Raw genomic sequence first — 24,338 nt, forward strand, 5'->3', positions numbered from 1 at the left:
ATCGTCTGCGGCCGGGCGATCCGGCCATGCGCGCGGTAGTCAGCGCCGCGCCGCCCGAGCGATTCCTCTACTTTCCCCCGCGCTTGTCAGGCCGCCTTCGCGCGTTGCGCGCGGGCCCGCCGGTTCGACGCGGCCACCGAATCGCGCGTCGGCATCGCCGCGCCGCCGAGCCCCGCGATCCATGCATCGGTCGACATCACGGCCGCGAAATTCGACTGGAACACCACCGTGTACGCGCGGTGAATCTCCTCGGCGCTCACCGCGCCCGCTTCGTTCTCGTACGGCAACGCGCCGGTCGCGTCCGTCAGGTATTCGACGGCGAGCCCCGCGTGCGCCGCGTGATAGACCGTCGCCGCATTGCAGTTGTGCGTCATGTAGCCGGCGACCGACAGCGTGTCGATGCCGTGCGCGTCGAGCCACGCGGCGAGATCGGTGCCGGCGAACGCGCTGGCCTGTGCCTTCACGATCAGGTGCGCATACGGGCGGTCGGCGACGACCGGATGCAGCGCGACGCCGTCCGTGCCGGGCGCGAAGATCGGCGCGCCCGCCGGCGCGACGTGCTGGACGACGATCACGGGCACGCCGACCGCATGCGCGGCGTCGATCGCGCGACCGATGTTCGCGAGCGAGGTGTCGATGGGCGGATACTCGATTGGCAGGTTGCCCGTCACGTATTCGTTCTGGACATCGATCACGATCAGGGCACGGCGGGAAGCGGAAGACGATACGGCGTTCGACATGGCAGGCTCCGGGTTTGGCCGCGCCGCCCCGCTCCGGAACGGGGCGGACAGCAGCGCGATGCGATGCATTGTCGGATCGCATCGCGCTTGCCGACAGTGGCCCGATAGCCATTCTTCGATAGAATCGGGCCATCGCCATTCCGGAGCCCGTCATGCGCGCCGCTGCGTCGTCCGTTACCCCCGCCCCGACCGTCGTCGCCGTGATCGCGTACGACGGCATCAGCCCGTTCCACCTGTCGGTGCCGTCCGTCGTGTTCGGCAAGGAGCGCGATGCGGCCGCGGCGCCCGCGTTCGAGTTCCGCGTGTGCTCGGCCGAGCGCGGCCCGCTGTCGACGACGGGCGGCTTCACGATCACCGCGCCGCACGGGCTCGACGCACTCGACGACGCGGACATCGTCATCGTGCCCGCATGGCGCGACCCGGCCGAAGCGCCGCCGGACGTGCTGGTCGACGCGGTACGCACGGCGGCCGCGCGCGGCGCGCAGGTCGTCGGCCTGTGCCTCGGCGCGTACGTGCTCGCCGCGGCCGGACTGCTCGACGGGCGCCCGGCCACCACGCACTGGGCGTGGGCCGACGACTTCGCGCAGCGCTTTCCGCGCGTGAAGCTCGACCCCGACGTGCTGTACGTCGACGACGGCAACCTGATGACGTCGGCCGGCACGGCCGCAGGGCTCGACTGCTGCCTGCACGTGGTGCGGCGGCGCTTCGGCTCGGACGCCGCGAACCAGATCGCGCGCCGTCTCGTGATCCCGCCGCACCGGCAGGGCGGACAGGCGCAGTACGTGCCGCAGCCGGTCGCCGCGCATCCGCGCGACGCGCGGCTCGCCGGCCTGCTCGACTGGGTGCGCGCGCATCTAGACGTCGCGCACAGTGTGGATTCGCTCGCCGAACGCGTGCTGATGAGCCGGCGCACGTTCACGCGCCACTTCCGCCAGGCGACGGGCATGACCGTCACCGCATGGCTGCAGGCCGAGCGGCTCACGCGTGCGCAGCATCTGCTGGAAACCACCGGACAATCGATCGACGCGATCGCGCAGGCGGCCGGCTACGGGTCGAGCGTGTCGCTGCGCCAGCATTTCGCGGGCGCGCTCGGCACGTCGCCGTCGGCCTATCGGAGGGAATTTCGCGGCGCCGGGCCCGACGCGCGGCGCTAGCGTGGGCGCCGCGCCGCCGGCGCTCGGCCGGGTAACTCGCTAGCGGGCGCGAACGCTCACGCGCCGTTGATCCAGCGCGCCGCATACAGCAGCAACGCGACGAACACGATGATCGCCGCCCACGCCCAGACGGGCAGCGGGCCGGATTCGCGATGATGAACGGCGCTCGCCGCGCGGCCGCTCAGCGCGCCGCCGAGGTGCGACGGCAGCGGACGCTTCGCCGCGGCCATCAGCGACGCGGGCCGCAGGAACACATGCTGGCGACGCGCCGGACTCGCGCGCGCGCGGTTCGGCACGAGGCCGTGCTTCGCCTGCACGACCGCGCAGAATTCGCGGAAGAAATCGTCGGTCCACTCGTGCAGCGCATTCTCGATCTGCCGCGCCGGCAGCTCGGCGAGCGGCCCGCTCGCCGTCGCCCACACCACGTATTCGATGCGCGTCGCGGCCTCGTCGTCGTCCGGCAGCAGCACGAGCTCGACCTGCCCGCGCAGCGCGCCGAGGCCGTCGGCCCGCGCCTTGAAGTTGAGCACGCGGCGCGGCTGCCCTTCCGCGTCGCCCTGTTCGCTCGCCGAATGCGCACGCACGTCGTAGCGCGCACGCAGCGGGCCGAGCGGGACCGTGATCGTCAGCGCGAACTCCCCGTGCGCGAGCTTCACGAACGATTCGCAATGGTCGAAGCTCGCCCGCAGCAACGCGAGATCCTCGAGCGCCTCCCGCACGACGGCCGGCGCGAGCGGTACGCGTAACGTGTCGGTCAGTTCCATGATGCCTCCCCCGATGAACCCACGCCGTCTCAGGACGTCTCGATGAGATTGTCGACCCGTGCGACATCGAAGGCGACGTAGTGCGCAAGCGCGGACGCGGCCTCCCCCGGTTCCTCGTAACTCCACGCGGCGTTCTCGATCACGCCGTCTTCGGTCTGCAGATGGAAATACACGGCCTGGCCCCGCAGCGGACACGCCGTCGTGACGCTCGACTTCACGAGCCGCTGCATGTTGACGTCGCCGCGCGGCAGGTAATGGATGTCCGGCAGGCCCGTTTCGCGCACGGTCAGTGCGCCCTGCGAGTCGGCGTACGTGATCCCGCGATGGATCACGCGCACGCGATGGCGGTTCGGCACGATTTCTAGGCGAGGGTCGGCGGCATCGGACATCGTTTCTTCTCCGGGCGGCGGCCCCGGCGGGCAAGCCGGGTGCAGGAAACGAAAAAGCCACGGCACAGGGGCCGTGGCTCTCATTATGGGCGAAACTGCACCCGATTGCGCGACCGGACCGGGCCCGCGCAATCCGCTATTGCGTATTCCATCGGAACGCGGCCTTCGCGCCGCCCTTCGCCCCGACCGTGACCGCGCGCGATTCGTCGCTGCCCTGGTACGACGCATGAACGGTGTAGCGCCCCGGCGGCACTTTCACGAGCATGTACGGCCCGCGTGCGTCCGTCTTCAGCACTTCGGTGCCCTTGGCATCGACGATCCGCACATGGACGTCGGCCAGGAATTCGCCGCCCTGGCCGGTGAAACGCAGCGCCAGCGGCCACGCCGCTTCGCTATGCTCGAATGCCGTCGATTGATCCTTGCCGATGCCGCCCGATACGTAGCTGACATCGCCCTGCTGGCTCGCTGCGGGCAAGCCGTCCGAGCCCTCCGATTGCGCGTAGGCGCCGGGCGCGGCGCCGGCGAGGCCGGCGGCCAGTGCCGCGGCGGCGGCAATTCGGGACACGTTGCGTAGATATTGCATGGCTCTCTCCTTTCGGGTCGGAACACAGCACCACGGGGCCGAACGCCAGCAGCGCCCGCGAGGGCCGGCGAAGCCGGCCCGCAACGGCCGCCGGTCAGCTCAGGTCGACCGGCACGAAGATCTGTGCATTATCGCGCTGAATCAGGAGAGCAAGACTGTTGCCCGCTCCCTTGACCGCCTCGCGCAATTGCTCGGCGCTCGTGACCGGGCGGCCGTTGACCGCGAGGATCACGTCGCCGGGCTGGATGCCCGCGGTCGCGGCCGGCCCGCCTGCCTGCTGCACGATCAGCCCGTGCGACAGGTTGGTGGCGCTGCGCTCCTGCGGCGTGAGCGGCCGCACCGCGACGCCGAGGCGCCCCTGCTCGACCGGGCCGCCGTCGTTCGACGCCAGCTTCGCGTCGGTCATCGCGCCGAGCGTCACGCTGATCGTCTTCTTCGACTTGTCGCGCCACACCTGCAGGTCGGCCTTCGAGCCCGGCTTCAGGTTCGCGATCTGCGCGGGCAGCGACGTGGAGTCGGCCACCGGCGAACCGTTCACCCCGAGGATCACGTCGCCCGGCTGCAGGCCGGCCTTCGCGGCCGGGCCGTTCGGGTCGACCGAGCTGACGAGCGCGCCGTCCGGCTTCTGCAGTCCGAACGAGCTCGCGAGCGTCTGGTTCAGCCCCTGCACCGCGACGCCGAGGCGGCCGCGGCTCACGTGGCCCGTCTTCACGAGCTCGTCCTTGACCTTGATCGCCTCGTTGATCGGGATCGCGAACGACAGGCCCTGGAAGCCGCCCGTCTGCGAGTAGATCATCGAGTTGATGCCGATTACCTCGCCCTGCAGGTTGAACAGCGGGCCGCCCGAGTTGCCGGGGTTCACCGGCACGTCGGTCTGGATGAACGGCGTGTAGTTCTCGTCGGGCAGCGCGCGCGATTTCGCGCTGATGATGCCGGACGTGACCGTGTTGTCGAAGCCGTACGGCGAGCCGATCGCGACGACCCACTGGCCGACCTTGCTCTGGCCCGGGTCGCCGATCTTCACGGTCGGCAGGCCGCTCGCGTCGATCTTCAGCACCGCGACGTCGGACTGCTTGTCGGAGCCGACGACCTTCGCCTTGTACTCGCGCTTGTCGGTCAGCTTGACCGTGACGACGTTCGCGCCGTCGATCACGTGCGCGTTGGTGAGGATGTACCCGTCGGCGCTGACGATGAAGCCCGAACCGAGGCTCGCGCTCGGCTGGTCGTCCGGCTGCGCGTCGCCGCCCATGCCCGGCACCTGGCCGTAGAAATGCTTGAAAAACTGGTAGAACGGATCGCTCGGATCCATCGGCAGTTGCGGCTGCTGCACGCGTCGCGACACCTGCTTCACGACGTGTTTCGCGCTGATGTTGACGACCGCCGGGCCGTAGGTTTCGACGAGCCCGGAGAAATCGGGAATGCCCGTCTTCGCCGCGGCCTCGGCCGGCATCAGCGCAGCGGCCTGCGCAGGCGTGATGATCTGCGGATCGGCGTGGCGCGTGCCCGCGACATAGCCGGCGGACAGGGCGGCCGCCACGGCGACCGCGACGGCGCCGCGCGCAAGGAATCGAGTGTTCATCGTAGGACCTCCTCTTTGTTAGGACGCAGCGTAACGACCCTGACTTAAAGGAGGCTTAATCGACTTCGAGCGAGGCCTAGACCCGGTTTGGGCGCCGCCCACGGCCCGGCGCCTTGCATCACGCGGATTCGGAAGCCTGCGCCGGCATCTCGGCGTCGCCGAACACGACGCTCACGAGCAGGCCGCCCGCGGCCGCGTCGCCGAGCGACACCGTCGCGCCCTGCTGCGCCGCCACGCGCTTGACGATCGCGAGCCCGAGCCCGCTGCCCGACACGTCGGCGCGCGCCCGCGCGGAGCTGTCGCGGTAGAAGCGGTCGAACACGCGCTCGCGCTCGTCGGCCGGGATGCCGGGCCCGCTGTCGCCGATCTGCACGCACGCGCGGCCGGCCGCGTCGCGCGTCAGCGACACGTCGATGCGGCCGCCGTCGGGCGTGTACTTCACCGCGTTGTCGAGCAGGTTGCCGAACATCACGCGCAGCGCGCCGACGTCGGCGACGACGGTCGCAGCGGAACTCTCCTCGAAGCCGAGATCGATGTCGTGCCGCTGCGCAAGCGGCGCATGCGCGGCCACGCATTCGACGAGCAGCGCCTGCAGATCGACCGGCTCGCGCATCGTCGCGCCGTCCGGCTCGGCGCGCGCGAGCGCGAGCAGTTGCTCGGTGAGACGCGTCGCGCGCGACACGCCGTCCTGGAGATCCGCAATCGCCTCGCGACGCGAGGTATCGTCCTTCGCGCGGGCGACGAGCTGCGCCTGGATCTGCACGGCCGCGAGCGGCGTGCGCAGTTCGTGCGCGGCATCGGCGACGAAGGCCTTCTGCGTGTCGAGCGCCGCCGACAGCCGCGCGAGCAGCCCGTTCAGCGCGCGCACGAGCGGCTGCACCTCGAGCGGCAGGCCCGCATCGTGCAAGGGATCGAGCGCTTCCGGCCGGCGTGCCTCGACCGCGCGCGTCACGCGGGCGAGCGGCGCGAGCCCGCGCCCGACGATCATCCAGACCGCCGCGCCGAGGAACGGCAGCAGCACGATCAACGGCCACAGCGTGCGCAGCGCGACGTTCGCCGCGAGCCGGTTGCGCACCGACAGCGGCTGTGCGAGCTGCACGACGTTGTCGCCGACGATCGCGCCGTACACGCGCCATTCGCCGCGATCGGTGCGCTCGGTCGAGAAGCCGAGTTCCGCACGCGGCGCGATCGGCGCGCGCGGATGCGAGAAGTACATCAGCACGCCGTTGCGGTTCCAGATCTGGATCACGATGCCTTCGTCGCCGTTGGTGCGCGAACCGAACACCTGCGAGAACGGCTCGGACGGCAGCGCCGCGGCGATTTCCTGCAGCTGGTAGTCGAACAGCTCGTTCGCTTCGGCGAGCGCCTGCCGGTAGATCAGCCAGCCCGCGAGGCCCACGCCCGCGACGACGATCGCGAGCAGCCAGATCAGCAATTGATGACGAATCGACCTCACGCGTCAGCTTTCCTTGACGACCATGTAGCCGAGCCCGCGCACGTTGCGGATCAGGTCCGAACCGAGCTTCTTGCGCAGCGCGTGGATGTAGACCTCGACCGTGTTGCTGCCGATCTCCTCGCCCCAGCCGTACATCTTCTCCTCGAGCTGGCTCTTCGACAGCACCGCGCCGGGCCGCGCCAGCAGCGCCTGGAGCAGCGCGAACTCGCGCGCGGACAGCGCGACGGGCGCGCCGTCGAGCGTCACCTGGTGCGACGCGGGATCGAGCGTCAGCGCGCCGTGGCGGATCAGCGACTCGCTGCGCCCGGCCTGGCGGCGGATCAGCGCGCGCATCCGCGCACCCAGTTCGTCGAGGTCGAACGGCTTGACGAGGTAGTCGTCGGCACCCGCGTCGAGCCCCTTCACGCGATCGGCGACCGCATCGCGCGCGGTGACGATCAGCACCGGCAGCGACAGCCCGCGCGCACGCAGCGTGCGCAGCACGTCGATGCCGTCGCGTTTCGGCAGGCCGAGATCGAGCAGCAGCAGGTCGTACGCCTCGCCGCCGAGCGCCGTGAGCGCGGCGTCGCCGTCCTGCACCCAGTCGACCGCGAAGCCGTCGGCGCGCAAGGCCTTGCGTACGCCTTCGGCAATCATTCGATCGTCTTCAACGAGGAGAATCCGCATCGGAACCGGAACCCATGGGGCGAGTCAACATGGCGACCATTGTAGCGCCGCGAATCGCGCGCGCCGCCTGCAATGCAACAGAAAGGCGGATTGCAAGGAGCGTGTGCGCACTTGTCTCTACAATGTGCGCTCCGGCGCGCCGCGCGCCCCGCCCGAACCCCTGCATTTCCCGTATTCGCCCATGCCGATTTCCGATCTCTCCGCCCGGTTCGCCCCCCGCGCCCGCGCCCGCGTCTGCCTGCGGGCGGCCGCCGTCGTCGCCACCTGCACGGCCCTTGCGTTCGCACCTTCCGCGCAGGCCCGCAAGAAGCTTCACAAGGAAGCGCGCAAGACCGCCGTCGTGTCGCCCGCCGCGCGCGCGGCCGGCCTGCCGGCGTCCGTGCTGGTCGCGCTGCAGCGCGCGAAGGTGCCGGCATCGGCGATGAGCGTCGTCGTCGAGCGCGTCGGCGATCCCGAGCCGCTGATCGAATGGAACGCGAACCGGCCGATGCTGCCGGCGTCGACGATGAAGCTCGTCACGACCTTCTCGGGCCTGTCGATCCTCGGCCCCGACTTCCGCTGGCGCACCACCGCGTATGCGGACGGCCCGGTCGATCCGGACGGCACGCTGCAAGGCAACCTGTACATCAAGGGCACCGGCGATCCGAAGCTCGTGCCCGAGGAGCTGATCGACCTCGTCGACAAGCTCCGCAAGGCGGGCGTCAAGCGCGTGGCCGGCGGCCTCGTGCTCGACAAGAGCTATTTCGCCGCGTCGACGCGCGACCTGCCGTCGTTCGACGACGACGTGAGCGCACCGTACAACGTCGGCCCCGATCCGCTGCTGTACGCGTTCAAGGCCGTGTCGTTCACGGTGACGCCGGGCGACGACGGCAAGATCGCCGTCGATGTGCTGCCGCCGCTCGCCAATCTGTCGATCGACAACCAGCTGTACGAAGGCAGCGGATCGTGCGGCGCGGCCGCCGCGGCCGCGCGTCCGACGCTGACGGCCGGCAGCGGGATCATGACCGCGTCGTTCGCCGGCGACTATCCGCTGCGCTGCGGCGCGCGCACGACCAATCTCGCGATCCTCGATCACACGACGTTCTTCGCGCGCGGCTTCCTCGCGCTGTGGCAGCAGGACGGCGGCACGATCGCGGGCCCGGTCAGCGAAGGCAAGGTGCCCACCACCGCGCGCCCGCTCGCCGTCCATCACAGCCCGGTGCTCGGCAGCATCGTCTACGACATCAACAAGTTCAGCAACAACGTGATGGCGCGCAACCTGTTCCTGACGATCGGCGCGGTCGCCGGCAAGCCGCCTGCGACACCCGAGCAGTCGAGCCGCGCGATTCAGGCATTCCTGCGCAAGAGCGGGATCGCGATGCCCGACCTCGCGCTCGAGAACGGCTCGGGCCTGTCGCGCGACGAGCACGTGAGCGCGCTGTCGCTCGCCGCGCTGCTGCAGGCCGCGAACGCGAGCCCGGTCGCGCAGGCGTTCGTCGATTCGCTGCCGGTCGCCGGCATCGACGGCACGATGAAGAACCGCCTGACCAACGCCGGCGTGCTCGGCAATGCGCACATCAAGACGGGCACGCTGCGCGACGTGCGCGCGATCGCGGGCTACGTCGCGGGCGCGGACGGCCAGAGCTACGTCGTCGTCAGTTTCATCAACGACGATCACGCGGAAGCCGCGCGCGCCGCGCACGACACGCTGCTCGAATGGATCTACGCGGGCGCGCACTGACGGGACGACGCGCGCCGCGACGCGGCCCCCCCACGCACCGCCGGCGCATCGCGCCACAAAACGGGGCCGCACCGCGCGGCCCCGTTGCACATGGTTTTCCGTAGAAACCCTGTCCTCTGAGGGAACCCTCTACGCTGCCCCCTCGCCTAGCGCGTGGCGATTGCGTAGGCTGTTGGCCTGACCGATATCTACAACGGGCCATGGGCCCGGCCTCACGGCTTGCAGGGGAAAGGAGGAGACACGTCCATGCGATTCGACGTCGAATTGCTTCTGCTCGCGCTGGCGCCCGTCTTCCTGCTCTGCATCGCGTGGGAGGCCTGGCACCTCGCCCGCACGCGTGCGCACGACCATGTCTATGCGTGGCGCGACACGCTGTGCAACGCGGCGCTCGCGCTGATGCACCAGGGCGCCGACAAGCTCGCGTGGCTGTTCGTGATCCCCGTTTATGCGTACTGCTACGCACATTTCCGGCTGTTCACGTGGCACGACGGCTGGCTGTCGTTCGCCGTGCTGTTCATCGGCCAGGACTTCCTCTACTACGTGTTCCATCGCGCGAGCCATCGCGTGCGCTGGCTGTGGGCCGCGCACGTCGTGCACCACTCGTCCGAGCGGATGAATTTCTCGACCGCGTTCCGGCAGAGCCTGATGTATCCCGTCGCGGGCATGTGGGCGTTCTGGCTGCCGCTCGCGTTCGTCGGCTTTCCGCCGCAGCAGATCGTCGGCGTCGTGCTGATCAACCTCGCGTTCCAGTTCTTCGTGCACACGCAGGCGATCGGCAAGCTCGGCTGGCTCGAATACGTGTTCAACACGCCGTCGATCCATCGCGCGCACCATGCCCGCAACCCGCGCTACATCGACCGCAATTACGCAGGTGTGCTCGTGATCTGGGATCGCCTGTTCGGCAGCTACGTCGAGGAGTCGCCCGACGATCCGCCGCGCTATGGAATCGTCGAGCCGCTCGGCTCGAACAACCCGCTCGTCGCGACGTTCCACGAGTGGGTGTCGATGGCGGCCGACGCGTTGCGCATCGACGGATGGCGCAACAAGCTGCGCGCGATTTTCGGCCCGCCCGAATGGGCGAGCGCTTATCATGCGCAGATTGCAGAGGCCGCGAACCAGGATCCGCGCGCCGTGCCGCTTGCGGCTGCGCGTGACCAATAAACCGTTTCAGCCAACGGCCGCCGCGCAGCCCGGAACCGGGCAGGCACGCGGCAGATGAGAAATACATCAGGCCATATCTACGAGGAGATAGAACGATGCAATCACGACAACATGCACCTTCGCGCCACCGTCAACGTCTGCTGCGCACCGCACAGGTCGCGATCGCGGGCGCCGCGCTCGCGCTGCTCGCCGCGTGCGGCGGCGGTGACGACAACAACAACAGCGCGTCGAACACGCCGCCATCCGGCGTGAAAATGCAGATCGTGTCGTTCGGCGACAGCCTGTCGGACGCAGGCACCTACTCGCAGATCAAGCTCGGCTTCGGCGGCGGCCGCTTCACGACCAACCCCGGCCAGGTGTGGACGCAGAACGTCGCGCAGTACTACGGCGACACGCTGCAGCCCGCGAACCAGGGCGGCTTCGGCATCCCGCTGCAGGCGACCAGCGGCCTCGGCTATGCACAGGGCGGCTCGCGCGTGACGCTGCAGCCGGGCATCGGCCATGCGGACGCCAGCGTGCCGAACGCCGACTACGCGCAGGCCACGACGACGCCGATCGCCGATCAGGTCAAGCAGTATCTGACGCAGCACGGCAGCTTCAACTCAGGGCAGATCGTGCTGATCAACGGCGGCGCGAACGACATCTTCTACCAGGCGCAGGTCGCGCAGGCGCAAGGCAACACGCCGGCCGCGCAACTCGCGGCGGCGCAGGCGATCGGCCTGGCCGCGCAGCAGCTCGGCGGCCTCGTCCAGCAGATCGTCGCGGCAGGCGCGACGCACGTATTCGTGTCGAACGTGCCGGACATCGGCGGCACGCCGCTCGCGCTGCAAGGCGGCACGCAGGCCGCGTTCACGCAACTGTCGGGGCTGTTCAACCAGACGCTCGCCGGCACGCTGGCCGCGCTGAAGGTCGACAAGACCAAGTACGCGCTGCTCGACACGTTCACGTGGCAGGACGGCGTCGCGGCCAACTACCAGGCGAACGGCTTCGCGGTGTCGAACACCGACACCGGGTGCAACCTGAAGGCGATGGTCGCGGCGGCCACCCAGTACGGCGTCGCGAACGCGACCGCATTCGGCTCGTCGCTGTTCTGCTCGCCGCAGACCTACACGGTCGCGAACGCGGACCAGACCTACATGTTCGCCGACCTGGTCCACCCGACGACGCGCCTGCACCTGCTGTTCTCGCAATTCGTCGAGAAGCAGATCGCGGCATCGGGCGTCGGCAAGTAAGCCGCCCGCCACGCGCTGAAACGCAAACGCCCGACCGGTTTTTCGCCGGTCGGGCGTTTTTTATTCCGCATCGGATGCGCGACGCTGCGTCAGTCGCGCGCTTCGAATGCCGCGGCCGCGCGACCGAGACGATCGTTGACCGCGATCCACTCGACGGTCTCGGGCAGCTTCTCGACGAGGATGCGTGCGACCTGCGCGCGGTCGAGCGCGCGCAGCATCCCGTATAGGTCGCGTGCATACGCCTGCGGATCTTCCGGCGCCGCGACGAAATGCACGCCGTCAGCCTGCGCCCAGCGTCCCGCGCGCGACGCGCGTGCGACGAGCGCGACGCGTTCGCCGTCGGTCTGCGCGGCCGCGAGCAGCGGCTCGAGCGCGTCGAACGGCATGAGCGAGAGCGGCGTGCGCGGCGCGTAATGCGCCTTCAGCGTGCCGGACGCGCGCGGCGCGGTCGCGTCGCCGCCGTCGGGCAGGCGCGGCGCGCGGCCGAGCACGTCGGCGATCTGCTGCGGCGTCACGTGGCCCGGACGCAGCAGCGCCGGGAAGCCGCGCGACAGGTCGAGAATCGTCGATTCGATGCCGACTTCGGACGCGCCGCCGTCGAGCACGTGCACCGTGTCGCCGAATTCGTCGCGCACATGCTGAGCGGTCGTCGGGCTCACATGGCCGAAGCGGTTCGCGGACGGCGCGGCGACGCCGCCGTGGCCGCCGCGCCGCGCGCTGAACGCAGCCAGCAGCGCCTGCGCGACCGGATGCGACGGACAACGCAGGCCGACCGAATCCTGCCCGCCGCTCACGGCGTCCGGAATGCGCGCATGGCGCTTCAGGATCAAAGTGAGCGGGCCCGGCCAGAATGCATCGATCAGCGCCTGCGCATCGGCCGGCAGGTCGTCGGCCCAGTAGCCCGGATCGCCGCCGGGCGGCAGATGCACGATCACCGGATGGTTCGCCGGGCGCCCTTTCGCCGCGTAGATGCGCGCGACGGCTTCGGGGTTCGCCGCGTCGCCGCCGAGCCCGTACACGGTTTCGGTCGGGAACGCGACGAGCTGCCCCGCGTCGAGCAGCGCGGCGGCCGCGTCGATCTGCGCGCGCGTCACGGAGTTCGGGAGATCGATGGACATCGGCTGGCGCCTCAGTCGAGCGGCACGCGCAGCAGCTGCGCACAAGCGGTGGCGGCGGCGACGGCGTCGTCGCGCGTCTCGGCCGTGAAGTTCACGTGGCCCATCTTGCGGCCGACGCGCGCTTCTTCCTTGCCGTACAGATGCAGGTGCGCGGCCGGCATCGCGGCGACCGTGTCCCACGGCGGCGTGACGGCCCCGGCCGCCGCACCATTGGGGAACCACACGTCGCCGAGAATGTTCAGCATCGCGGCCGGCGAATGCTGGCGCGGGTTGCCGAGCGGCATGCGCGTCATCGCGCGCACCTGCTGCTCGAACTGACTCGTTGCGCACGCATCGACCGTGTAGTGGCCGGAGTTGTGCGGGCGCGGCGCCATTTCGTTCGCGACGAACGAGCCGTCTTCCAGCACGAAGAATTCGACGCACAGCACGCCGACGTAGCCGAGCGTATCGGCGATCCGGACGGCCGCCTGCTGCGCCTCTTCGACACGCGCGGCATCGGCGGCCGGCGCCGGCACGATGGTCAGCGCGAGGATGCCGTTGTGATGCACGTTCTGCGCGAGCGGGAAGGCGGCCGAGCGGCCGTCCGCGCCGCGCGCGATCAGCGCCGACACTTCGTACTTCAGCGGCAGGCGCTTTTCGAGCACGCACGGCACGCCGCCGAGCGCCGCATGCGCATCGCGCGCTTCCCGCGCGGTGCTCACGCGCACCTGGCCCTTGCCGTCGTAGCCGAGACGCGCCGTCTTCAGGATGCCCGGCAGCACCGCGTCGAGCGCGGCATCGTCGAGCGCGGCGAGGGCCGCCGCCGATTCGATCACGACGTGCGGCGCGACCGGCACGCCGGAGGCCTCGATGAAACGCTTCTCCGCGATCCGGTCCTGCGCGACCGCGACGCAGCGGCCGGCCGGCGCGACGAACGTCGTTCGCGCGAGGAAGTCGAGGCTCGCGGCCGGCACGTTCTCGAATTCCGTCGACACGGCCTCGCACAGCCCGGCCAGCTCGGCGAGCGCGGCTTCGTCGTCGTAGGCCGCGCGCAGGTGGCGGTCGGCGACCGCGCCGGCCGGGCTCGCCGGATCGGGATCGAGCACGGCGACGCGATAGCCCATCGACTGGGCGGCAAAGCAGAACATGCGGCCGAGCTGGCCGCCGCCGACCATGCCCAGCCACGCGCCGGGCAGGATCGGGGAAACGGAATCAGGAGTTGCGGTCATGTCAGTGGTCGGTCGCGGCGGGCGCTGCCCGCCGCAGTGAGGAAAGTCAGGCGGCCGCCGGAATGACAGTGCGGCCGCCGGTGCGCCGTCATGCCAGCGGCGGCAGCACCATGGCGTGCGCGGCTTCGTTCTGGCGCACGCGGAACGCGGCGAGCCGGTTCGCGTAGTCGGCCGACGTGCCGGACAGGATCGACACCGCGAACAGCGCGGCGTTCGCGGCGCCGGCCTCGCCGATCGCGAACGTCGCGACCGGCACGCCCTTCGGCATCTGCACGATCGAGTGCAGCGAATCGACGCCCTTCAGGTACTTGCTCGCGACCGGCACGCCGAGCACCGGCACCGTGGTTTTCGCGGCCAGCATGCCGGGCAGGTGCGCGGCGCCGCCGGCGCCCGCGATGATCGCGCGCAGCCCGCGCTCGCGCGCCTTCTCCGCATAGTCGAACATCTCGTCGGGCATCCGGTGCGCGGACACGACCTTCGCTTCGTACGGCACGCCGAATTCCTGCAGGATCGCGACCGCGTTCTTCATCACGTCCCAGTCGGAACTCGAACCCATCAGCACGCCGATCAGCGGCGCGCTGTGCGTGTGGGCGGTCTGGACTTCACTCATTTTCGTATGTCCTTGTCGACCCGAGTTAGCGCTTCAGCGCTTACTCGGGTCCCATGCAAAGCTCGCTCAGGCGAGCGGCTGGCCGGTGATGCGCTCGAGCGCTTCCTGGTACTTCGCGGCCGTCTTCTCGACGACGTCGGCCGGCAGCGCCGGCGCCGGCGCGGTCTTGCCCCACGGCTGCGTCTCGAGCCAGTCGCGCACGAACTGCTTGTCGAACGACGGCGGGTTGGTGCCGACCTGGTACTGGTCGGCCGGCCAGAAGCGCGACGAATCGGCCGTCAGCACTTCGTCCATCAGGTACAGCTTGCCGTGATTGTCGAGGCCGAATTCGAACTTCGTGTCGGCGATGATGATGCCGCGCGTCGCCGCGTAGTCGGCCGCTTCCTTGTACAGGCGGATCGAGATGTCGCGAATCGTCGCAGCCAGCTCGGTGCCGATGCGGCGCTCGGTTTCCTCGAACGTGATGTTCTCGTCGTGCTCGCCGAGTTCGGCCTTCGCGGCCGGCGTGAAGATCGGCTCGGGCAGCTTCTGCGCGTTCTGCAGGCCTTCCGGCAACTGCACGCCGCACACGGCGCCCGACGCCTGGTATTCCTTCCAGCCGCTGCCGGCCAGGTAGCCGCGCACGACCGCTTCGATCATGATCGGCTCGAGGCGCTTGACGACCACGCCGCGGCCCTTGACCTGCTCGACCTCGTCGGCCGCGACGACCGCTTCCGGCGCGTCGCCCGTCAGGTGGTTCGGCACGATGTGCGCGAGCTTGTCGAACCAGAAGTTCGCCATCTGGTTCAGCACGCGGCCCTTGTTCGGAATCGGCTCGCCCATGATCACGTCGAATGCCGACAGGCGATCGGTCGTGACGATCAGGAGCTTGTCGTTGCCGACCGCGTAGTTATCGCGGACCTTGCCGCGACCGAGGAGCGGCAGCGAGCGGAGCGTGGATTCGTAAAGGGTAGACATCGTCTTTTCGCAGATAAGGAGCCAAACAAAAAGGGAAACGCCGTTCCCCGCGGCAGGCGGGAACGGCGGTCTTGCAATGCGTCGGCGAACCGGCGGGCGATCGTGCCCGCCAGTTGCCGGCCGGCCCTCGTTCGGCCGGACGGAACGGCTGCCGGGGCCGGATCAGTCCGGCACCGGGCAACCGGCCCCAGCCTTTCGGCGGGGGCAATCGTACTACAGTCTCAGCGCACGACCTGCGCGAGCGCGCCGGACTTGTACTGTTCGGCGATCTTGTCGAGCGACACCGGCTTGATCTTCGCGGCCTGGCCTTCGCAGCCGAACGCGAGGTAGCGGTCGACGCACACCTTCTTCGCCGCTTCGCGCGCGGGCTTCAGGTAGTCGCGCGGATCGAACTTGCCCGGGTTCTCGAACAGGTAGCGGCGGATCGCACCGGTGATCGCGAGACGCAGGTCGGTGTCAATGTTGATCTTGCGCACGCCGTGCTTGATGCCTTCCTGGATTTCCTCGACCGGCACGCCGTAGGTTTCCTTCATGTCGCCGCCGAACTGGCGAATTTCTTCCAGCAGCTCCTGCGGCACCGACGACGAACCGTGCATCACCAGATGCGTGTTCGGGATGCGTGCGTGGATTTCCTTGATGCGCTGGATCGACAGGATGTCGCCCGTCGGCTTCTTCGAGAACTTGTACGCGCCGTGCGACGTGCCGATCGCGATCGCGAGCGCGTCACACTGCGTGAGCTTCACGAAGTCGGCCGCCTGCTCCGGATCGGTCAGCAACTGCTCGCGGGTCATCGTGCCTTCCGCGCCGTGGCCGTCTTCCTTGTCGCCCTTCATCGTCTCGAGCGAGCCGAGCACGCCGAGTTCGGCCTCGACCGTCACGCCGATCGAGTGCGCCATCTCGACGACCTTGCGCGACACGTCGACGTTGTACTCGTACGAGGCGACCGTCTTGCCGTCGGCTTCGAGCGAACCGTCCATCATCACGCTGGTGAAGCCGCTGCGGATCGCGCCCATGCAGACTGCCGGCGACTGGCCGTGGTCCTGGTGCATCACGACCGGGATGTGCGGATACGACTCGACCGCCGCTTCGATCAGGTGGCGCAGGAACGGCTCGCCCGCGTACTTACGCGCGCCGGCCGATGCCTGCATGATCACGGGCGCGCCGACCTGATCCGCCGCCGCCATGATCGCCTGGACCTGCTCCAGGTTGTTCACGTTGAAGGCCGGCAGGCCGTAACCGTGCTCTGCCGCGTGGTCCAGCAATTGACGCATTGATACGAGAGGCATTGTGGAACTCCTTGGAATGAAAACCGGTGCGCCCTGACGCCGGCGCGGCGCTCGCTCCCGTTCGATCGGGGGGCACGGCGCGGCTGAGCGTCGAATAGCGGCATTTTATCGCGAAGCGCCTCCGATTCCGACCGCCCGGTGGCGCCTGCTCGCAATTTGTTACCTTCGCACGGCACAATGCGGGCAAAAAACAGAAAAAAAGCCGCGCGGGGTATCGGACCCCGCGCGGCTTTTCGTCAATAAACGGTGCCGGATCGGCTCGGACGGCCGCCCCGGCGCACGCCGGCGCCTAGCGATCAGTAATGCTCGCCGACCCGCACGATCTTCAGCGTATTGGTGCCGCCCGCCTGCCCCATCGGCTCGCCGACGGTCAGCACGACCATGTCGCCGTGCTGCACGTAGCCCTGCTTCACGACGATCTCGAGCGCCGCCTGCAGCGCCGAGTCGCGGTCGCTGTTGAAGTCGACGTGCAGCGGCGTCACGTTGCGGTACAGCGCCATCGTACGCTCGCTGCCGACGCGCGGCGTCAGCGCGAAGATCGGCACGTGCGTGTAGTGCCGCGACATCCACAGCGCGGTCGCGCCCGATTCGGTCAGCGCGATGATCGCCTTGGCGCCGAGGTGATAGGCGGTAAACAGCGCGCCCATCGCGATCGACTGGTCGATCCGCGTGAACGTGCGGTCGAGGAAATCCTTGTCGAGCTCGACGTGCTCGGACTTTTCCGCCTCGACGCACACGGCCGCCATCGTCTCGATCGTGACGACCGGATACTTGCCGGCGGCCGTCTCGGCCGACAGCATCACCGCGTCGGTGCCGTCGAGCACCGCATTCGCGACGTCCGACACTTCCGCGCGGGTCGGCACCGGCGCGAGGATCATCGACTCCATCATCTGCGTCGCGGTGATCACGAGCTTGTTCGACTCGCGCGCCATCCGGATCATCCGCTTCTGCAGCGCCGGCACGGCCGCGTTGCCGACTTCCACCGCGAGGTCGCCGCGCGCGACCATGATGCCGTCGGATGCGTCGAGGATGCTCTGCAGCGCCGGAATCGCCTCCGCGCGCTCGATCTTCGCGATCATCTTCGGCTTGATGCCGTAAGGCGCGCCCGCGATGTTCGCGAGCTGGCGCGCCATTTCCATGTCGGTCGCGTTCTTCGGGAACGACACCGCGACGAGATCCGCGCCGAGCGACATCGCCGTGCGGATGTCCTCCATGTCCTTCGCGGTCAGCGCGGGCGCCGACAGCCCGCCGCCCTGCCGGTTGATCCCCTTGTTGTTCGACAGCTCGCCGCCCACCTTGACGACCGTGTGGATCTCGTCGCCGAGCACGCGCTCGACGGTCAGCACGATCAGGCCGTCGTTCAGCAGCAGCAGGTCGCCCGGCTTCAGGTCACGCGGCAGTTCCTTGTAGTCGAGGCCGACGCGCTCGTCGTTGCCGAGCTCGCAGCCCGCGTCGAGGATGAAGGCCTGGCCCGGCTCGAGCGTGGTCTTGCCGTTCTCGAACTTGCCGACGCGGATCTTCGGGCCCTGGAGGTCGGCCATGATCGCGATCTCGCGGCCGACCTTGCGGGCGGCCTCGCGCACCATCTCGGCGCGCTGGCGGTGATCGTCGGCCGTACCGTGCGAAAAATTGAGCCGCACGACGTCGAGGCCCGCCTGCATCATCTGCAGCAGAATCTCCGGCGAACTGGAAGCCGGGCCGATCGTGGCGACTATCTTGGTGGCGCGCTGCATGAAACTCCTCATCTGGATCAAGGTGGATGCGCTGGGTGAAACGCTGCGAGAGCCGGAATCGGCAGGCCCAGCGGCCGCCGTTCCGGGGGGCGTGCCGGTGCTTGCGCCCGGCATCGCTTTGTTCTGAATCTCGTGGTGCTGCACGGCCGCGTCGCCGGCGGCCGCCGGTGCGCGCGGGGCTGAGTTCGCCCGCGCGGGCGCGCGTTTGCGCTTGCCCGCGCCGGCCGGCTGCTCCGCTTTAGCGGAGCGCGCGGCCCTGGTCACCCCTGCGCGCGCCGCCACGCTCAGGCCGCCCGCGTTTCGAGCACTTCCACCGCCGGCAGCTTCTTCCCTTCGAGGAACTCGAGGAACGCGCCGCCGCCGGTCGAGATATAGCTGACCTGGTCGTGGATGCCGTACTTCGCGATGGCCGCGAGCGTGTCGCCACCGCCCGCGATCGAGAACGCGGACGATTTGGCGATCGCTTCGGCGAGCGTCCTGGTGCCGTTGCCGAACTGGTCGAACTCGAACACGCCGACCGGACCGTTCCACACGATCGTGCCGGCCTTCTCGAGCTGGCTCGCGAGCGCCTTGGCCGTATCCGGGCCGATGTCGAGGATCATGTCGTCCGCTTCGATGTCGGCGACCTGCTTCACCGTGGCCACGGCCGTCGGCGAGAATTCCTTGGCCGTCACGACGTCGGACGGGATCGGCACCGACGCGCCGCGCTCGCGCGCTTCGTCGATGATCGCCTTCGCCTCGGCGACGAGATCGGCTTCCGCGAGCGACTTGCCGATCGACAGGCCCGCCGCGAGCATGAACGTGTTCGCGATGCCGCCGCCGACGATCAGCTGGTCGACCTTGCCGGCGAGCGACTTGAGAATGGTCAGCTTGGTCGACACCTTCGAACCGGCGACGATCGCCACCAGCGGGCGGGCCGGATTGCCGAGCGCCTTGCCGAGCGCGTCGAGTTCGGCGGCCAGCAGCGGGCCCGCGCACGCGACCGGCGCGTACTTCGCGATCCCGTGGGTGGTCGCTTCCGCGCGGTGCGCGGTGCCGAACGCGTCGTTCACGTACACGTCGCAGAGCTTCGCCATCTTCTGCGCGAGCTCGTCCGAGTTCTTCTTCTCGCCCTTGTTCACGCGGCAGTTCTCGAGCAGCACGACCTGGCCCGGCGCGACGTTCACGCCGTTCTCGACCCAGTTCGCAACCAGCGGCACGTCGCGGCCGAGCAGTTCGGCGAGGCGCTTCGCGACCGGCGCGAGCGAGTCTTCGGGCTTGAATTCGCCTTCGGTCGGACGACCGAGGTGCGACGTGACCATCACGGCCGCGCCGGCGTCGAGCGCGGCCTGGATGGCCGGCACGGACGCGCGCACGCGCGTGTCTTCGGTGATGTTGCCGTGATCGTCCTGCGGGACGTTCAGGTCGGCGCGGATGAACACCCGCTTGCCGGCGAGCTGGCCGGCGGCGATCAGGTCGGTAAGACGCTTGACTTGGCTCATGTCGAACAGATTGAAGTAGTGGATGGGGAAAGGGGGTTCACGCTGGACGTGCGCGGGCAGCCGCGAAAGGGCGCCGGATGCGGCCGTGGCTGGCGGTTCGCATGACGCGCACGGGTAAAAAATCTTGAACGGGCATTCTAGCCGATCCATCCGGCAGACTGACCCGTGCGGCGGCGAATTCCGCCTATTTGGGATCGCACGCGGCCGCCGACACATTGCTGCATCGCAGCAATGTACACGCGCAAGCGGCCGATGCCCGGCCGGCCGGCGCCGCGATTCGTCAGAAGATCAGGCGCAGCACGGTGAAGACCAGCATCCCGATCACGATCGTACCGAGCATGCTGCGCCGCCACAAAAACCAGCCGAGGCCGGCGAGCGCCGCGTAGAACGGATGGTTGGACAGCGCGAACGACAGCCCGGCCGGCGTTTCGAGCACGTCGGGCAGCACGACCGCGACGAGCGCGGCGGCCGGCGCGTAGCGCAGCGCGCGCTGCGCGCGCTCGGGCAGCACGGTGCGTTCGCCGCCGAGCAGGAACAGCGCGCGCGTGACCGCCGTGACGATTGTCATCCCGACGATCACGATCCAGATGTCCGTCGCGCTCATTCGATTTCCTTCTCGTGCACGGTTTCGGTGCGGATGCGGCGCCAGTCGGCGCGTTCGACGAAGAAATCGGCCGTGCAGCCGGCCGCGAGCGCGGCCAGCACCGCGATCGGCAGCGCGAGCCGGTACGGCAGGTCGAAGGCGATCAGCGACACGACGCCCGCGACCGCGACGGCGGCGAGCGTCGAGCGGTTCGCGACCGCCGACACCATGATCGGGATCAGCGCAAGCGTGCCGGCCAGCTCCAGCCCCCAGCTCGCGGGAAAGACGCTCGCGAGCAGGATGCCGGCGAGCGACGACACCTGCCACGACAGCCAGCTCGCGAGCGCCATCCCCCAGAAGTAGGCTTCCTTGCCCGGCACGTGGCCGTACGCGAAGGCCTGTTTCTGGAACAGCAGGTAGATCACGTCGCCGTTGAAATAGCCGATCGCGAGACGCCGCCACAGCGGCAGGTAGGAAAAATGGGGAGCAAGCCCGGCGCTGAAGATCACGAAGCGCAGGTTGACCATCGCGGCGGTGAGCAGGATCGTCCAGATCGGCAGCTTCGCGACCAGGAGCGGCAGCACCGCGAGCTGCGACGAGCCCGCGTAGACCAGGATCGACATCGCGCTCGCCTGCCCGAGCGTCATCACCGACTTGCTCATCGCGATGCCGGTCACGAGCCCCCAGGAGAGGATCGCAATCAGTGTCGGGGAATAGTCGCGCGCGCCCTGGATCAGCGCGAAGCGGTCGGTGGCGGACAATCGAGCGAGCATCGGAAAGCGGGCCGCGGCGGGCGGTTCGTGCGGGCTCCGGCGTCTCCTGCCGGCACGGCCCGTCGTTATTGGAATCGGTACCGGACGATTATAGCGCCGGCCCTGCGGCGACCGACCGGCTCGACACCAAATGACGCTAAAATAAGCGTCTTTCCGGCTCAATGCTGCACACAAGCCGCTGTACCAATTGCTTCACAGGAGAACCCCATGTCAATGGCCGACCGCGACGGCAAGATCTGGATGGACGGCAAGCTGATCGACTGGCGCGATGCCACGATTCACGTCCTGACCCATACGCTGCACTACGGCATGGGCGTCTTCGAAGGCGTGCGCGCGTACCGGACGGCCGACGGCAGCACCGCGATCTTCCGCCTGCACGAGCACACCAAACGTCTGCTGAATTCGGCGAAGATCTTCCAGATGGACGTGCCGTTCGACCGGGAAACCCTCGAAGCCGCGCAGCTCGACGTCGTGCGCGAGAACAAGCTCGAGTCGGGCTACCTGCGCCCGATCATCTGGGTCGGCTCGGAAAAGCTCGGCGTGTCCGCGAAGGGCAACACGATCCACGTCGCGATCGCCGCGTGGCCGTGGGGCGCGTACCTCGGCGAGGAAGGCCTCGCGAAGGGCATCCGCGTGAAGACGTCATCATTCACGCGCCACCACGTGAACGTGTCGATGGTGCGCGCGAAGGCGTCGGGCTGGTACGTGAACTCGATCCTCGCGAACCAGGAAGCGACCGCCGACGGCTACGACGAAGCGCTGCTGCTCGACGTCGACGGCTACGTGTCGGAAGGCTCCGGCGAGAACTTCTTCCTGGTGAACAACGGCAAGCTGTATACGCCCGACCTGTCGTCGTGCCTCGACGGCATCACGCGCGACACGATCATCACGCTCGCGCGGGACGCAGGCATCCAGGTGATCGAGAAGCGCATCACGCGCGACGAGGTCTACACGGCCGACGAAGCGTTCTTCACGGGCACGGCCGCCGAAGTCACGCCGATCCGCGAACTCGACAACCGCACGATCGGCAGCGGCGCGCGCGGCCCCGTGACGGAAAAGCTCCAGTCGGCGTTTTTCGATATCGTGTCCGGCAAGAACGCGAAGTACGCGCACTGGCTGACGAAGGTCTGAGCGCGCCGCGCGACCGACCGCCCCACCACAGAGTGATAAGAGAAAGTCTCATGAGTGAAATCAAGGAAATGCCGCTGGTCGAACTGACGGCCAAGGATCTCCCCGCCTACTGCCCGAACCCGGCCATGGCGCGCTGGAGCGCGCACCCGCGCGTGTTCATCGACGTCTCGCACGGCGAGGCGCGCTGCCCGTACTGCGGCACGCGCTACAAGCTGCGCGACGGCGAGGTGGTCAAGGGCCATTGAGCCCGACCGGGCCCGCGGGCCCGCCGCACGCGAGGCGGCGCAGCCGGAACTCCGGCGCGCCGCCCTTTTCCTGTTCTGACAACCCGAACGCGGTGCATGCGCGCCGTGCTTCATTACGACATCGGAAGTCGACCTGATGCGTCGAGCGCTGGTTATCGCACCGAATTGGATCGGTGACGCATTGATGGCGCAGCCGCTTTTTGCGCTGCTGAAAAAAATCCATCCCCGCATCGTGATCGATGCCGTCGCACCCACCTGGGTCGCGCCGGTGCTCGAGCGGATGCCCGAGATCCACGATGTCTACGCGACCGACCTCGCGCACGGCAAGCTGCAGCTGCTGCGCCGCTGGCAGCTCGCGAGCGACCTGCGCGACGTCGGCTACGACGCGGCGTACGTGCTGCCGAATTCGCTGAAATCCGCGGTGATTCCGTGGCTCGCGAACATTCCGCTGCGGATTGGCTACACGGGCGAGCACCGCTACGGGCTGCTCAACGTGCGGCACGCGAACCCCGACAAATCGGCCGAGCGGCCGCCGATGACGACCCACTACGCGGCGCTCGCGTATGCGCCGGGCGCGAAGCTGCCCGAGTCGATGAAGATGCTGCCGCCGCCGCGCCTCGACGCCGACCTGAACGAGACGGCGCGCGTCTCCGCGCGTTTCAATCTCGATACACGCAAGCCGCTCGTCGTGTTCTGCCCCGGCGCGGAATACGGCCCGGCCAAGCGCTGGCCACCCGAGCACTTCGCGACGCTCGCGACGATCGTCCATCAGTCTTTCCCGTATACGCAGATCGTCGCGCTCGGCTCGCAGAAGGACGCCGCCGCCGCGCAGGCGATCGCCGACCACGCGCCGAACGTGCGCAACCTGTGCGGGCAGACGTCGTTGTCCGAGGCGTGCGCGCTGATCGCGCGCGCGAACGCGGTCGTGACCAACGATTCCGGGCTGATGCACGTCGCCGCCGCGCTGCGGCGGCCGCTCGTCGCGTTGTACGGATCGACTGATCCGCGCCACACCCCTCCGCTGTCGGACCTGGCGAAGGTACAATGGCTTCATCTCGAATGCAGTCCCTGCTTCGAACGCGAGTGCCCGCTCGGCCATCTGAAATGCCTGCGCGAACTCGGTCCCGAGCAGGTATTCGGCGATTTGCGCGGCATGCTCGTCGGGCAGCGCTGACCCTGACCGGCAGCGTCGCACGACGCGCCGGGCAATCCGATTCACCGGTGCAAGGCGGCCCCACCCGGGCCGCCGTGCTGAATACGGCGCGCGACGCGCGCGAGAGATAACCCCGATGCCACGTTTTGCCCGCCTGTTCGAAGCCGCTGCCGATACGCTGAACGCCTACTACCAGGCCGTCGCCGATGCCAATCTCGACGCGCTGCTGGGGTTGTGGATCGACGAGGACTTCGCCAGCTGCGTCTGGGCCGACGGCGAGCATCTGCACGGCCTCGACCAGATCCGCAGCGGGCTGGCCAACCGGCTCGCGACGCGCCCGGTCACGATCGAACCGCTCGACATCCGTGTTTACGACAGTCTCGGCACCGTCGTCTATACGATCGCCGAAGCGCATCAGCAGGCCGACCTGACGGCCGAACCCGACATGGTTTTCGCGACGTACGTGATGATCCACGAACGCGGCGAGTGGCGCATCGCGCATATCCACGCGAGCCCGATTCCTGAACAGGCGGCCGGACAATTCGCCGCGAAGATCCGTCACGGGCAGGGTCCGCTGCACTGACGAACAACGAAGCAACGCATTAGCGGGGCGATC

25 protein-coding genes are annotated in these 24,338 nt (G+C 68.8%); 9 read left to right on the plus strand and 16 right to left on the minus strand.

All coding sequences use genetic code 11. The features are described from left to right. Positions 1-86: 86 nt before the first annotated feature. On the minus strand, positions 87-740 hold the full coding sequence (locus BAMB_RS13425) for a cysteine hydrolase family protein (protein WP_011657801.1): 654 nt from the start codon (positions 738-740) through the stop codon (positions 87-89). Between the two features lie 152 nt (positions 741-892). On the opposite strand from BAMB_RS13425, the gene BAMB_RS13430 reads away from it, so the two are divergent. Then, entirely contained in the window at positions 893-1,894 is a 1,002-nt protein-coding gene (locus BAMB_RS13430; RefSeq protein ID WP_011657802.1) for a helix-turn-helix domain-containing protein, read from the plus strand. Between the two features lie 56 nt (positions 1,895-1,950). On the opposite strand, the gene BAMB_RS13435 is transcribed toward BAMB_RS13430, so the two are convergent. The 6 genes from BAMB_RS13435 to BAMB_RS13460 all read right to left on the minus strand — a co-directional run bounded on the left by BAMB_RS13435 (position 1,951) and on the right by BAMB_RS13460 (position 7,331). Next, on the minus strand, positions 1,951-2,658 hold the full coding sequence (locus BAMB_RS13435) for an SRPBCC family protein (RefSeq protein WP_011657803.1): 708 nt from the start codon (positions 2,656-2,658) through the stop codon (positions 1,951-1,953). Positions 2,659-2,687: 29 nt separating this feature from the next. Beyond that, entirely contained in the window at positions 2,688-3,047 is a 360-nt protein-coding gene (locus tag BAMB_RS13440) for a DUF427 domain-containing protein (RefSeq protein ID WP_011657804.1), read from the minus strand. Positions 3,048-3,183: 136 nt separating this feature from the next. After that, positions 3,184-3,630, minus strand: coding sequence for a carboxypeptidase-like regulatory domain-containing protein (locus BAMB_RS13445; protein ID WP_006749987.1), 447 nt, complete (start codon positions 3,628-3,630; stop codon positions 3,184-3,186). Between the two features lie 94 nt (positions 3,631-3,724). Beyond that, the gene (locus BAMB_RS13450; RefSeq protein WP_011657805.1) at positions 3,725-5,209 is read right to left on the minus strand and encodes a DegQ family serine endoprotease; all 1,485 of its coding nucleotides are present in this window, start codon (positions 5,207-5,209) and stop codon (positions 3,725-3,727) included. A gap of 118 nt (positions 5,210-5,327) precedes the next feature. Further along, positions 5,328-6,665: an ATP-binding protein gene (locus tag BAMB_RS13455; protein WP_011657806.1), complete on the minus strand. Its 1,338-nt coding sequence runs from the start codon at positions 6,663-6,665 to the stop codon at positions 5,328-5,330. A 3-nt stretch (positions 6,666-6,668) separates the two neighbouring features. After that, positions 6,669-7,331, minus strand: a complete 663-nt coding sequence (locus BAMB_RS13460; RefSeq protein ID WP_011657807.1) for a response regulator — start codon at positions 7,329-7,331, stop codon at positions 6,669-6,671. 181 nt (positions 7,332-7,512) lie between these two features. Here BAMB_RS13460 and dacB point away from each other — a divergent pair, with 181 nt between their 5' ends. The 3 genes from dacB to BAMB_RS13475 all read left to right on the plus strand — a co-directional run bounded on the left by dacB (position 7,513) and on the right by BAMB_RS13475 (position 11,444). Then, positions 7,513-9,051, plus strand: coding sequence for a D-alanyl-D-alanine carboxypeptidase/D-alanyl-D-alanine endopeptidase (gene dacB, locus BAMB_RS13465; RefSeq protein ID WP_041491261.1), 1,539 nt, complete (start codon positions 7,513-7,515; stop codon positions 9,049-9,051). Positions 9,052-9,297: 246 nt separating this feature from the next. Next, positions 9,298-10,212, plus strand: a complete 915-nt coding sequence (locus tag BAMB_RS13470; RefSeq protein ID WP_006749982.1) for a sterol desaturase family protein — start codon at positions 9,298-9,300, stop codon at positions 10,210-10,212. Between the two features lie 95 nt (positions 10,213-10,307). Then, a complete protein-coding gene (locus tag BAMB_RS13475; RefSeq protein WP_011657809.1) occupies positions 10,308-11,444 on the plus strand; it encodes an SGNH/GDSL hydrolase family protein in 1,137 nt (378 codons plus the stop codon). 89 nt (positions 11,445-11,533) lie between these two features. On the opposite strand, the gene BAMB_RS13480 is transcribed toward BAMB_RS13475, so the two are convergent. The 6 genes from BAMB_RS13480 to pyk form a co-directional block, all read right to left on the minus strand. Beyond that, complete coding sequence (locus tag BAMB_RS13480) at positions 11,534-12,562, minus strand: L-threonylcarbamoyladenylate synthase (protein ID WP_011657810.1); 1,029 nt, start codon at positions 12,560-12,562, stop codon at positions 11,534-11,536. An 11-nt stretch (positions 12,563-12,573) separates the two neighbouring features. After that, positions 12,574-13,770, minus strand: coding sequence for a 5-(carboxyamino)imidazole ribonucleotide synthase (locus BAMB_RS13485; protein WP_011657811.1), 1,197 nt, complete (start codon positions 13,768-13,770; stop codon positions 12,574-12,576). An 88-nt stretch (positions 13,771-13,858) separates the two neighbouring features. Further along, positions 13,859-14,380, minus strand: coding sequence for a 5-(carboxyamino)imidazole ribonucleotide mutase (gene purE / locus BAMB_RS13490; RefSeq protein WP_011657812.1), 522 nt, complete (start codon positions 14,378-14,380; stop codon positions 13,859-13,861). Between the two features lie 66 nt (positions 14,381-14,446). Then, positions 14,447-15,337: a phosphoribosylaminoimidazolesuccinocarboxamide synthase gene (locus BAMB_RS13495; RefSeq protein ID WP_006749977.1), complete on the minus strand. Its 891-nt coding sequence runs from the start codon at positions 15,335-15,337 to the stop codon at positions 14,447-14,449. A gap of 221 nt (positions 15,338-15,558) precedes the next feature. Next, the gene (gene fba / locus BAMB_RS13500) at positions 15,559-16,623 is read right to left on the minus strand and encodes a class II fructose-bisphosphate aldolase (protein WP_011657813.1); all 1,065 of its coding nucleotides are present in this window, start codon (positions 16,621-16,623) and stop codon (positions 15,559-15,561) included. A gap of 296 nt (positions 16,624-16,919) precedes the next feature. Then, the gene (gene pyk, locus BAMB_RS13505) at positions 16,920-18,356 is read right to left on the minus strand and encodes a pyruvate kinase (RefSeq protein WP_011657814.1); all 1,437 of its coding nucleotides are present in this window, start codon (positions 18,354-18,356) and stop codon (positions 16,920-16,922) included. On the opposite strand from pyk, the gene BAMB_RS36095 reads away from it, so the two are divergent. Further along, positions 18,355-18,483, plus strand: coding sequence for a hypothetical protein (locus BAMB_RS36095; protein WP_256097633.1), 129 nt, complete (start codon positions 18,355-18,357; stop codon positions 18,481-18,483). The genes pyk and BAMB_RS36095 overlap by 2 nt on opposite strands. Before the next feature lie 157 nt (positions 18,484-18,640). Here the strand turns inward: BAMB_RS36095 and BAMB_RS13510 are convergent, their stop codons facing one another. From BAMB_RS13510 to BAMB_RS13520, 3 genes are all read right to left on the minus strand, one after another. Next, positions 18,641-19,837, minus strand: coding sequence for a phosphoglycerate kinase (locus BAMB_RS13510; protein ID WP_011657815.1), 1,197 nt, complete (start codon positions 19,835-19,837; stop codon positions 18,641-18,643). Positions 19,838-20,117: 280 nt separating this feature from the next. Next, a complete protein-coding gene (locus BAMB_RS13515; RefSeq protein ID WP_006749973.1) occupies positions 20,118-20,441 on the minus strand; it encodes an AzlD domain-containing protein in 324 nt (107 codons plus the stop codon). Then, positions 20,438-21,193: an AzlC family ABC transporter permease gene (locus BAMB_RS13520; RefSeq protein ID WP_011657816.1), complete on the minus strand. Its 756-nt coding sequence runs from the start codon at positions 21,191-21,193 to the stop codon at positions 20,438-20,440. The genes BAMB_RS13515 and BAMB_RS13520 overlap by 4 nt, the downstream gene beginning before the upstream one ends. 207 nt (positions 21,194-21,400) lie before the next feature. Between BAMB_RS13520 and BAMB_RS13525 the strand changes: the two genes are divergently transcribed. The 4 genes from BAMB_RS13525 to BAMB_RS13540 all read left to right on the plus strand — a co-directional run bounded on the left by BAMB_RS13525 (position 21,401) and on the right by BAMB_RS13540 (position 24,305). After that, positions 21,401-22,324: a branched-chain amino acid transaminase gene (locus tag BAMB_RS13525; RefSeq protein ID WP_006749971.1), complete on the plus strand. Its 924-nt coding sequence runs from the start codon at positions 21,401-21,403 to the stop codon at positions 22,322-22,324. Between the two features lie 50 nt (positions 22,325-22,374). After that, complete coding sequence (locus tag BAMB_RS13530; protein ID WP_006749970.1) at positions 22,375-22,569, plus strand: zinc-finger domain-containing protein; 195 nt, start codon at positions 22,375-22,377, stop codon at positions 22,567-22,569. Positions 22,570-22,705: 136 nt separating this feature from the next. Then, complete coding sequence (gene waaF / locus BAMB_RS13535; protein ID WP_041491262.1) at positions 22,706-23,743, plus strand: lipopolysaccharide heptosyltransferase II; 1,038 nt, start codon at positions 22,706-22,708, stop codon at positions 23,741-23,743. Between the two features lie 115 nt (positions 23,744-23,858). Then, positions 23,859-24,305 carry a nuclear transport factor 2 family protein gene (locus tag BAMB_RS13540; protein ID WP_006749968.1) on the plus strand — a complete coding sequence of 149 codons (447 nt, stop codon included), beginning with the start codon at positions 23,859-23,861 and terminating at the stop codon, positions 24,303-24,305. Positions 24,306-24,338 lie beyond the last annotated feature (33 nt).

Origin of the sequence: Burkholderia ambifaria AMMD (assembly GCF_000203915.1) — a bacterium.
GTDB lineage: Bacteria > Pseudomonadota > Gammaproteobacteria > Burkholderiales > Burkholderiaceae > Burkholderia > Burkholderia ambifaria.

Excerpts from the sequence above, each read along its gene's own strand:
- BAMB_RS13425 (WP_011657801.1), bottom strand. The coding sequence starts at position 740 with ATGTCGAACGCCGTATCGTCTTCCGCTTCCCGCCGTGCCCTGATCGTG.
- BAMB_RS13430 (WP_011657802.1), top strand. The coding sequence starts at position 893 with ATGCGCGCCGCTGCGTCGTCCGTTACCCCCGCCCCGACCGTCGTCGCC.
- BAMB_RS13435 (WP_011657803.1), bottom strand. The coding sequence starts at position 2,658 with ATGGAACTGACCGACACGTTACGCGTACCGCTCGCGCCGGCCGTCGTG.
- BAMB_RS13440 (WP_011657804.1), bottom strand. The coding sequence starts at position 3,047 with ATGTCCGATGCCGCCGACCCTCGCCTAGAAATCGTGCCGAACCGCCAT.
- BAMB_RS13445 (WP_006749987.1), bottom strand. The coding sequence starts at position 3,630 with ATGCAATATCTACGCAACGTGTCCCGAATTGCCGCCGCCGCGGCACTG.
- BAMB_RS13450 (WP_011657805.1), bottom strand. The coding sequence starts at position 5,209 with ATGAACACTCGATTCCTTGCGCGCGGCGCCGTCGCGGTCGCCGTGGCG.
- BAMB_RS13460 (WP_011657807.1), bottom strand. The coding sequence starts at position 7,331 with ATGCGGATTCTCCTCGTTGAAGACGATCGAATGATTGCCGAAGGCGTA.
- dacB (WP_041491261.1), top strand. The coding sequence starts at position 7,513 with ATGCCGATTTCCGATCTCTCCGCCCGGTTCGCCCCCCGCGCCCGCGCC.
- BAMB_RS13470 (WP_006749982.1), top strand. The coding sequence starts at position 9,298 with ATGCGATTCGACGTCGAATTGCTTCTGCTCGCGCTGGCGCCCGTCTTC.
- BAMB_RS13475 (WP_011657809.1), top strand. The coding sequence starts at position 10,308 with ATGCAATCACGACAACATGCACCTTCGCGCCACCGTCAACGTCTGCTG.
- BAMB_RS13480 (WP_011657810.1), bottom strand. The coding sequence starts at position 12,562 with ATGTCCATCGATCTCCCGAACTCCGTGACGCGCGCGCAGATCGACGCG.
- BAMB_RS13485 (WP_011657811.1), bottom strand. The coding sequence starts at position 13,770 with ATGACCGCAACTCCTGATTCCGTTTCCCCGATCCTGCCCGGCGCGTGG.
- purE (WP_011657812.1), bottom strand. The coding sequence starts at position 14,380 with ATGAGTGAAGTCCAGACCGCCCACACGCACAGCGCGCCGCTGATCGGC.
- BAMB_RS13495 (WP_006749977.1), bottom strand. The coding sequence starts at position 15,337 with ATGTCTACCCTTTACGAATCCACGCTCCGCTCGCTGCCGCTCCTCGGT.
- fba (WP_011657813.1), bottom strand. The coding sequence starts at position 16,623 with ATGCCTCTCGTATCAATGCGTCAATTGCTGGACCACGCGGCAGAGCAC.
- BAMB_RS36095 (WP_256097633.1), top strand. The coding sequence starts at position 18,355 with ATGAAACTCCTCATCTGGATCAAGGTGGATGCGCTGGGTGAAACGCTG.
- pyk (WP_011657814.1), bottom strand. The coding sequence starts at position 18,356 with ATGCAGCGCGCCACCAAGATAGTCGCCACGATCGGCCCGGCTTCCAGT.
- BAMB_RS13510 (WP_011657815.1), bottom strand. The coding sequence starts at position 19,837 with ATGAGCCAAGTCAAGCGTCTTACCGACCTGATCGCCGCCGGCCAGCTC.
- BAMB_RS13515 (WP_006749973.1), bottom strand. The coding sequence starts at position 20,441 with ATGAGCGCGACGGACATCTGGATCGTGATCGTCGGGATGACAATCGTC.
- BAMB_RS13520 (WP_011657816.1), bottom strand. The coding sequence starts at position 21,193 with ATGCTCGCTCGATTGTCCGCCACCGACCGCTTCGCGCTGATCCAGGGC.
- BAMB_RS13525 (WP_006749971.1), top strand. The coding sequence starts at position 21,401 with ATGTCAATGGCCGACCGCGACGGCAAGATCTGGATGGACGGCAAGCTG.
- BAMB_RS13530 (WP_006749970.1), top strand. The coding sequence starts at position 22,375 with ATGAGTGAAATCAAGGAAATGCCGCTGGTCGAACTGACGGCCAAGGAT.
- waaF (WP_041491262.1), top strand. The coding sequence starts at position 22,706 with ATGCGTCGAGCGCTGGTTATCGCACCGAATTGGATCGGTGACGCATTG.
- BAMB_RS13540 (WP_006749968.1), top strand. The coding sequence starts at position 23,859 with ATGCCACGTTTTGCCCGCCTGTTCGAAGCCGCTGCCGATACGCTGAAC.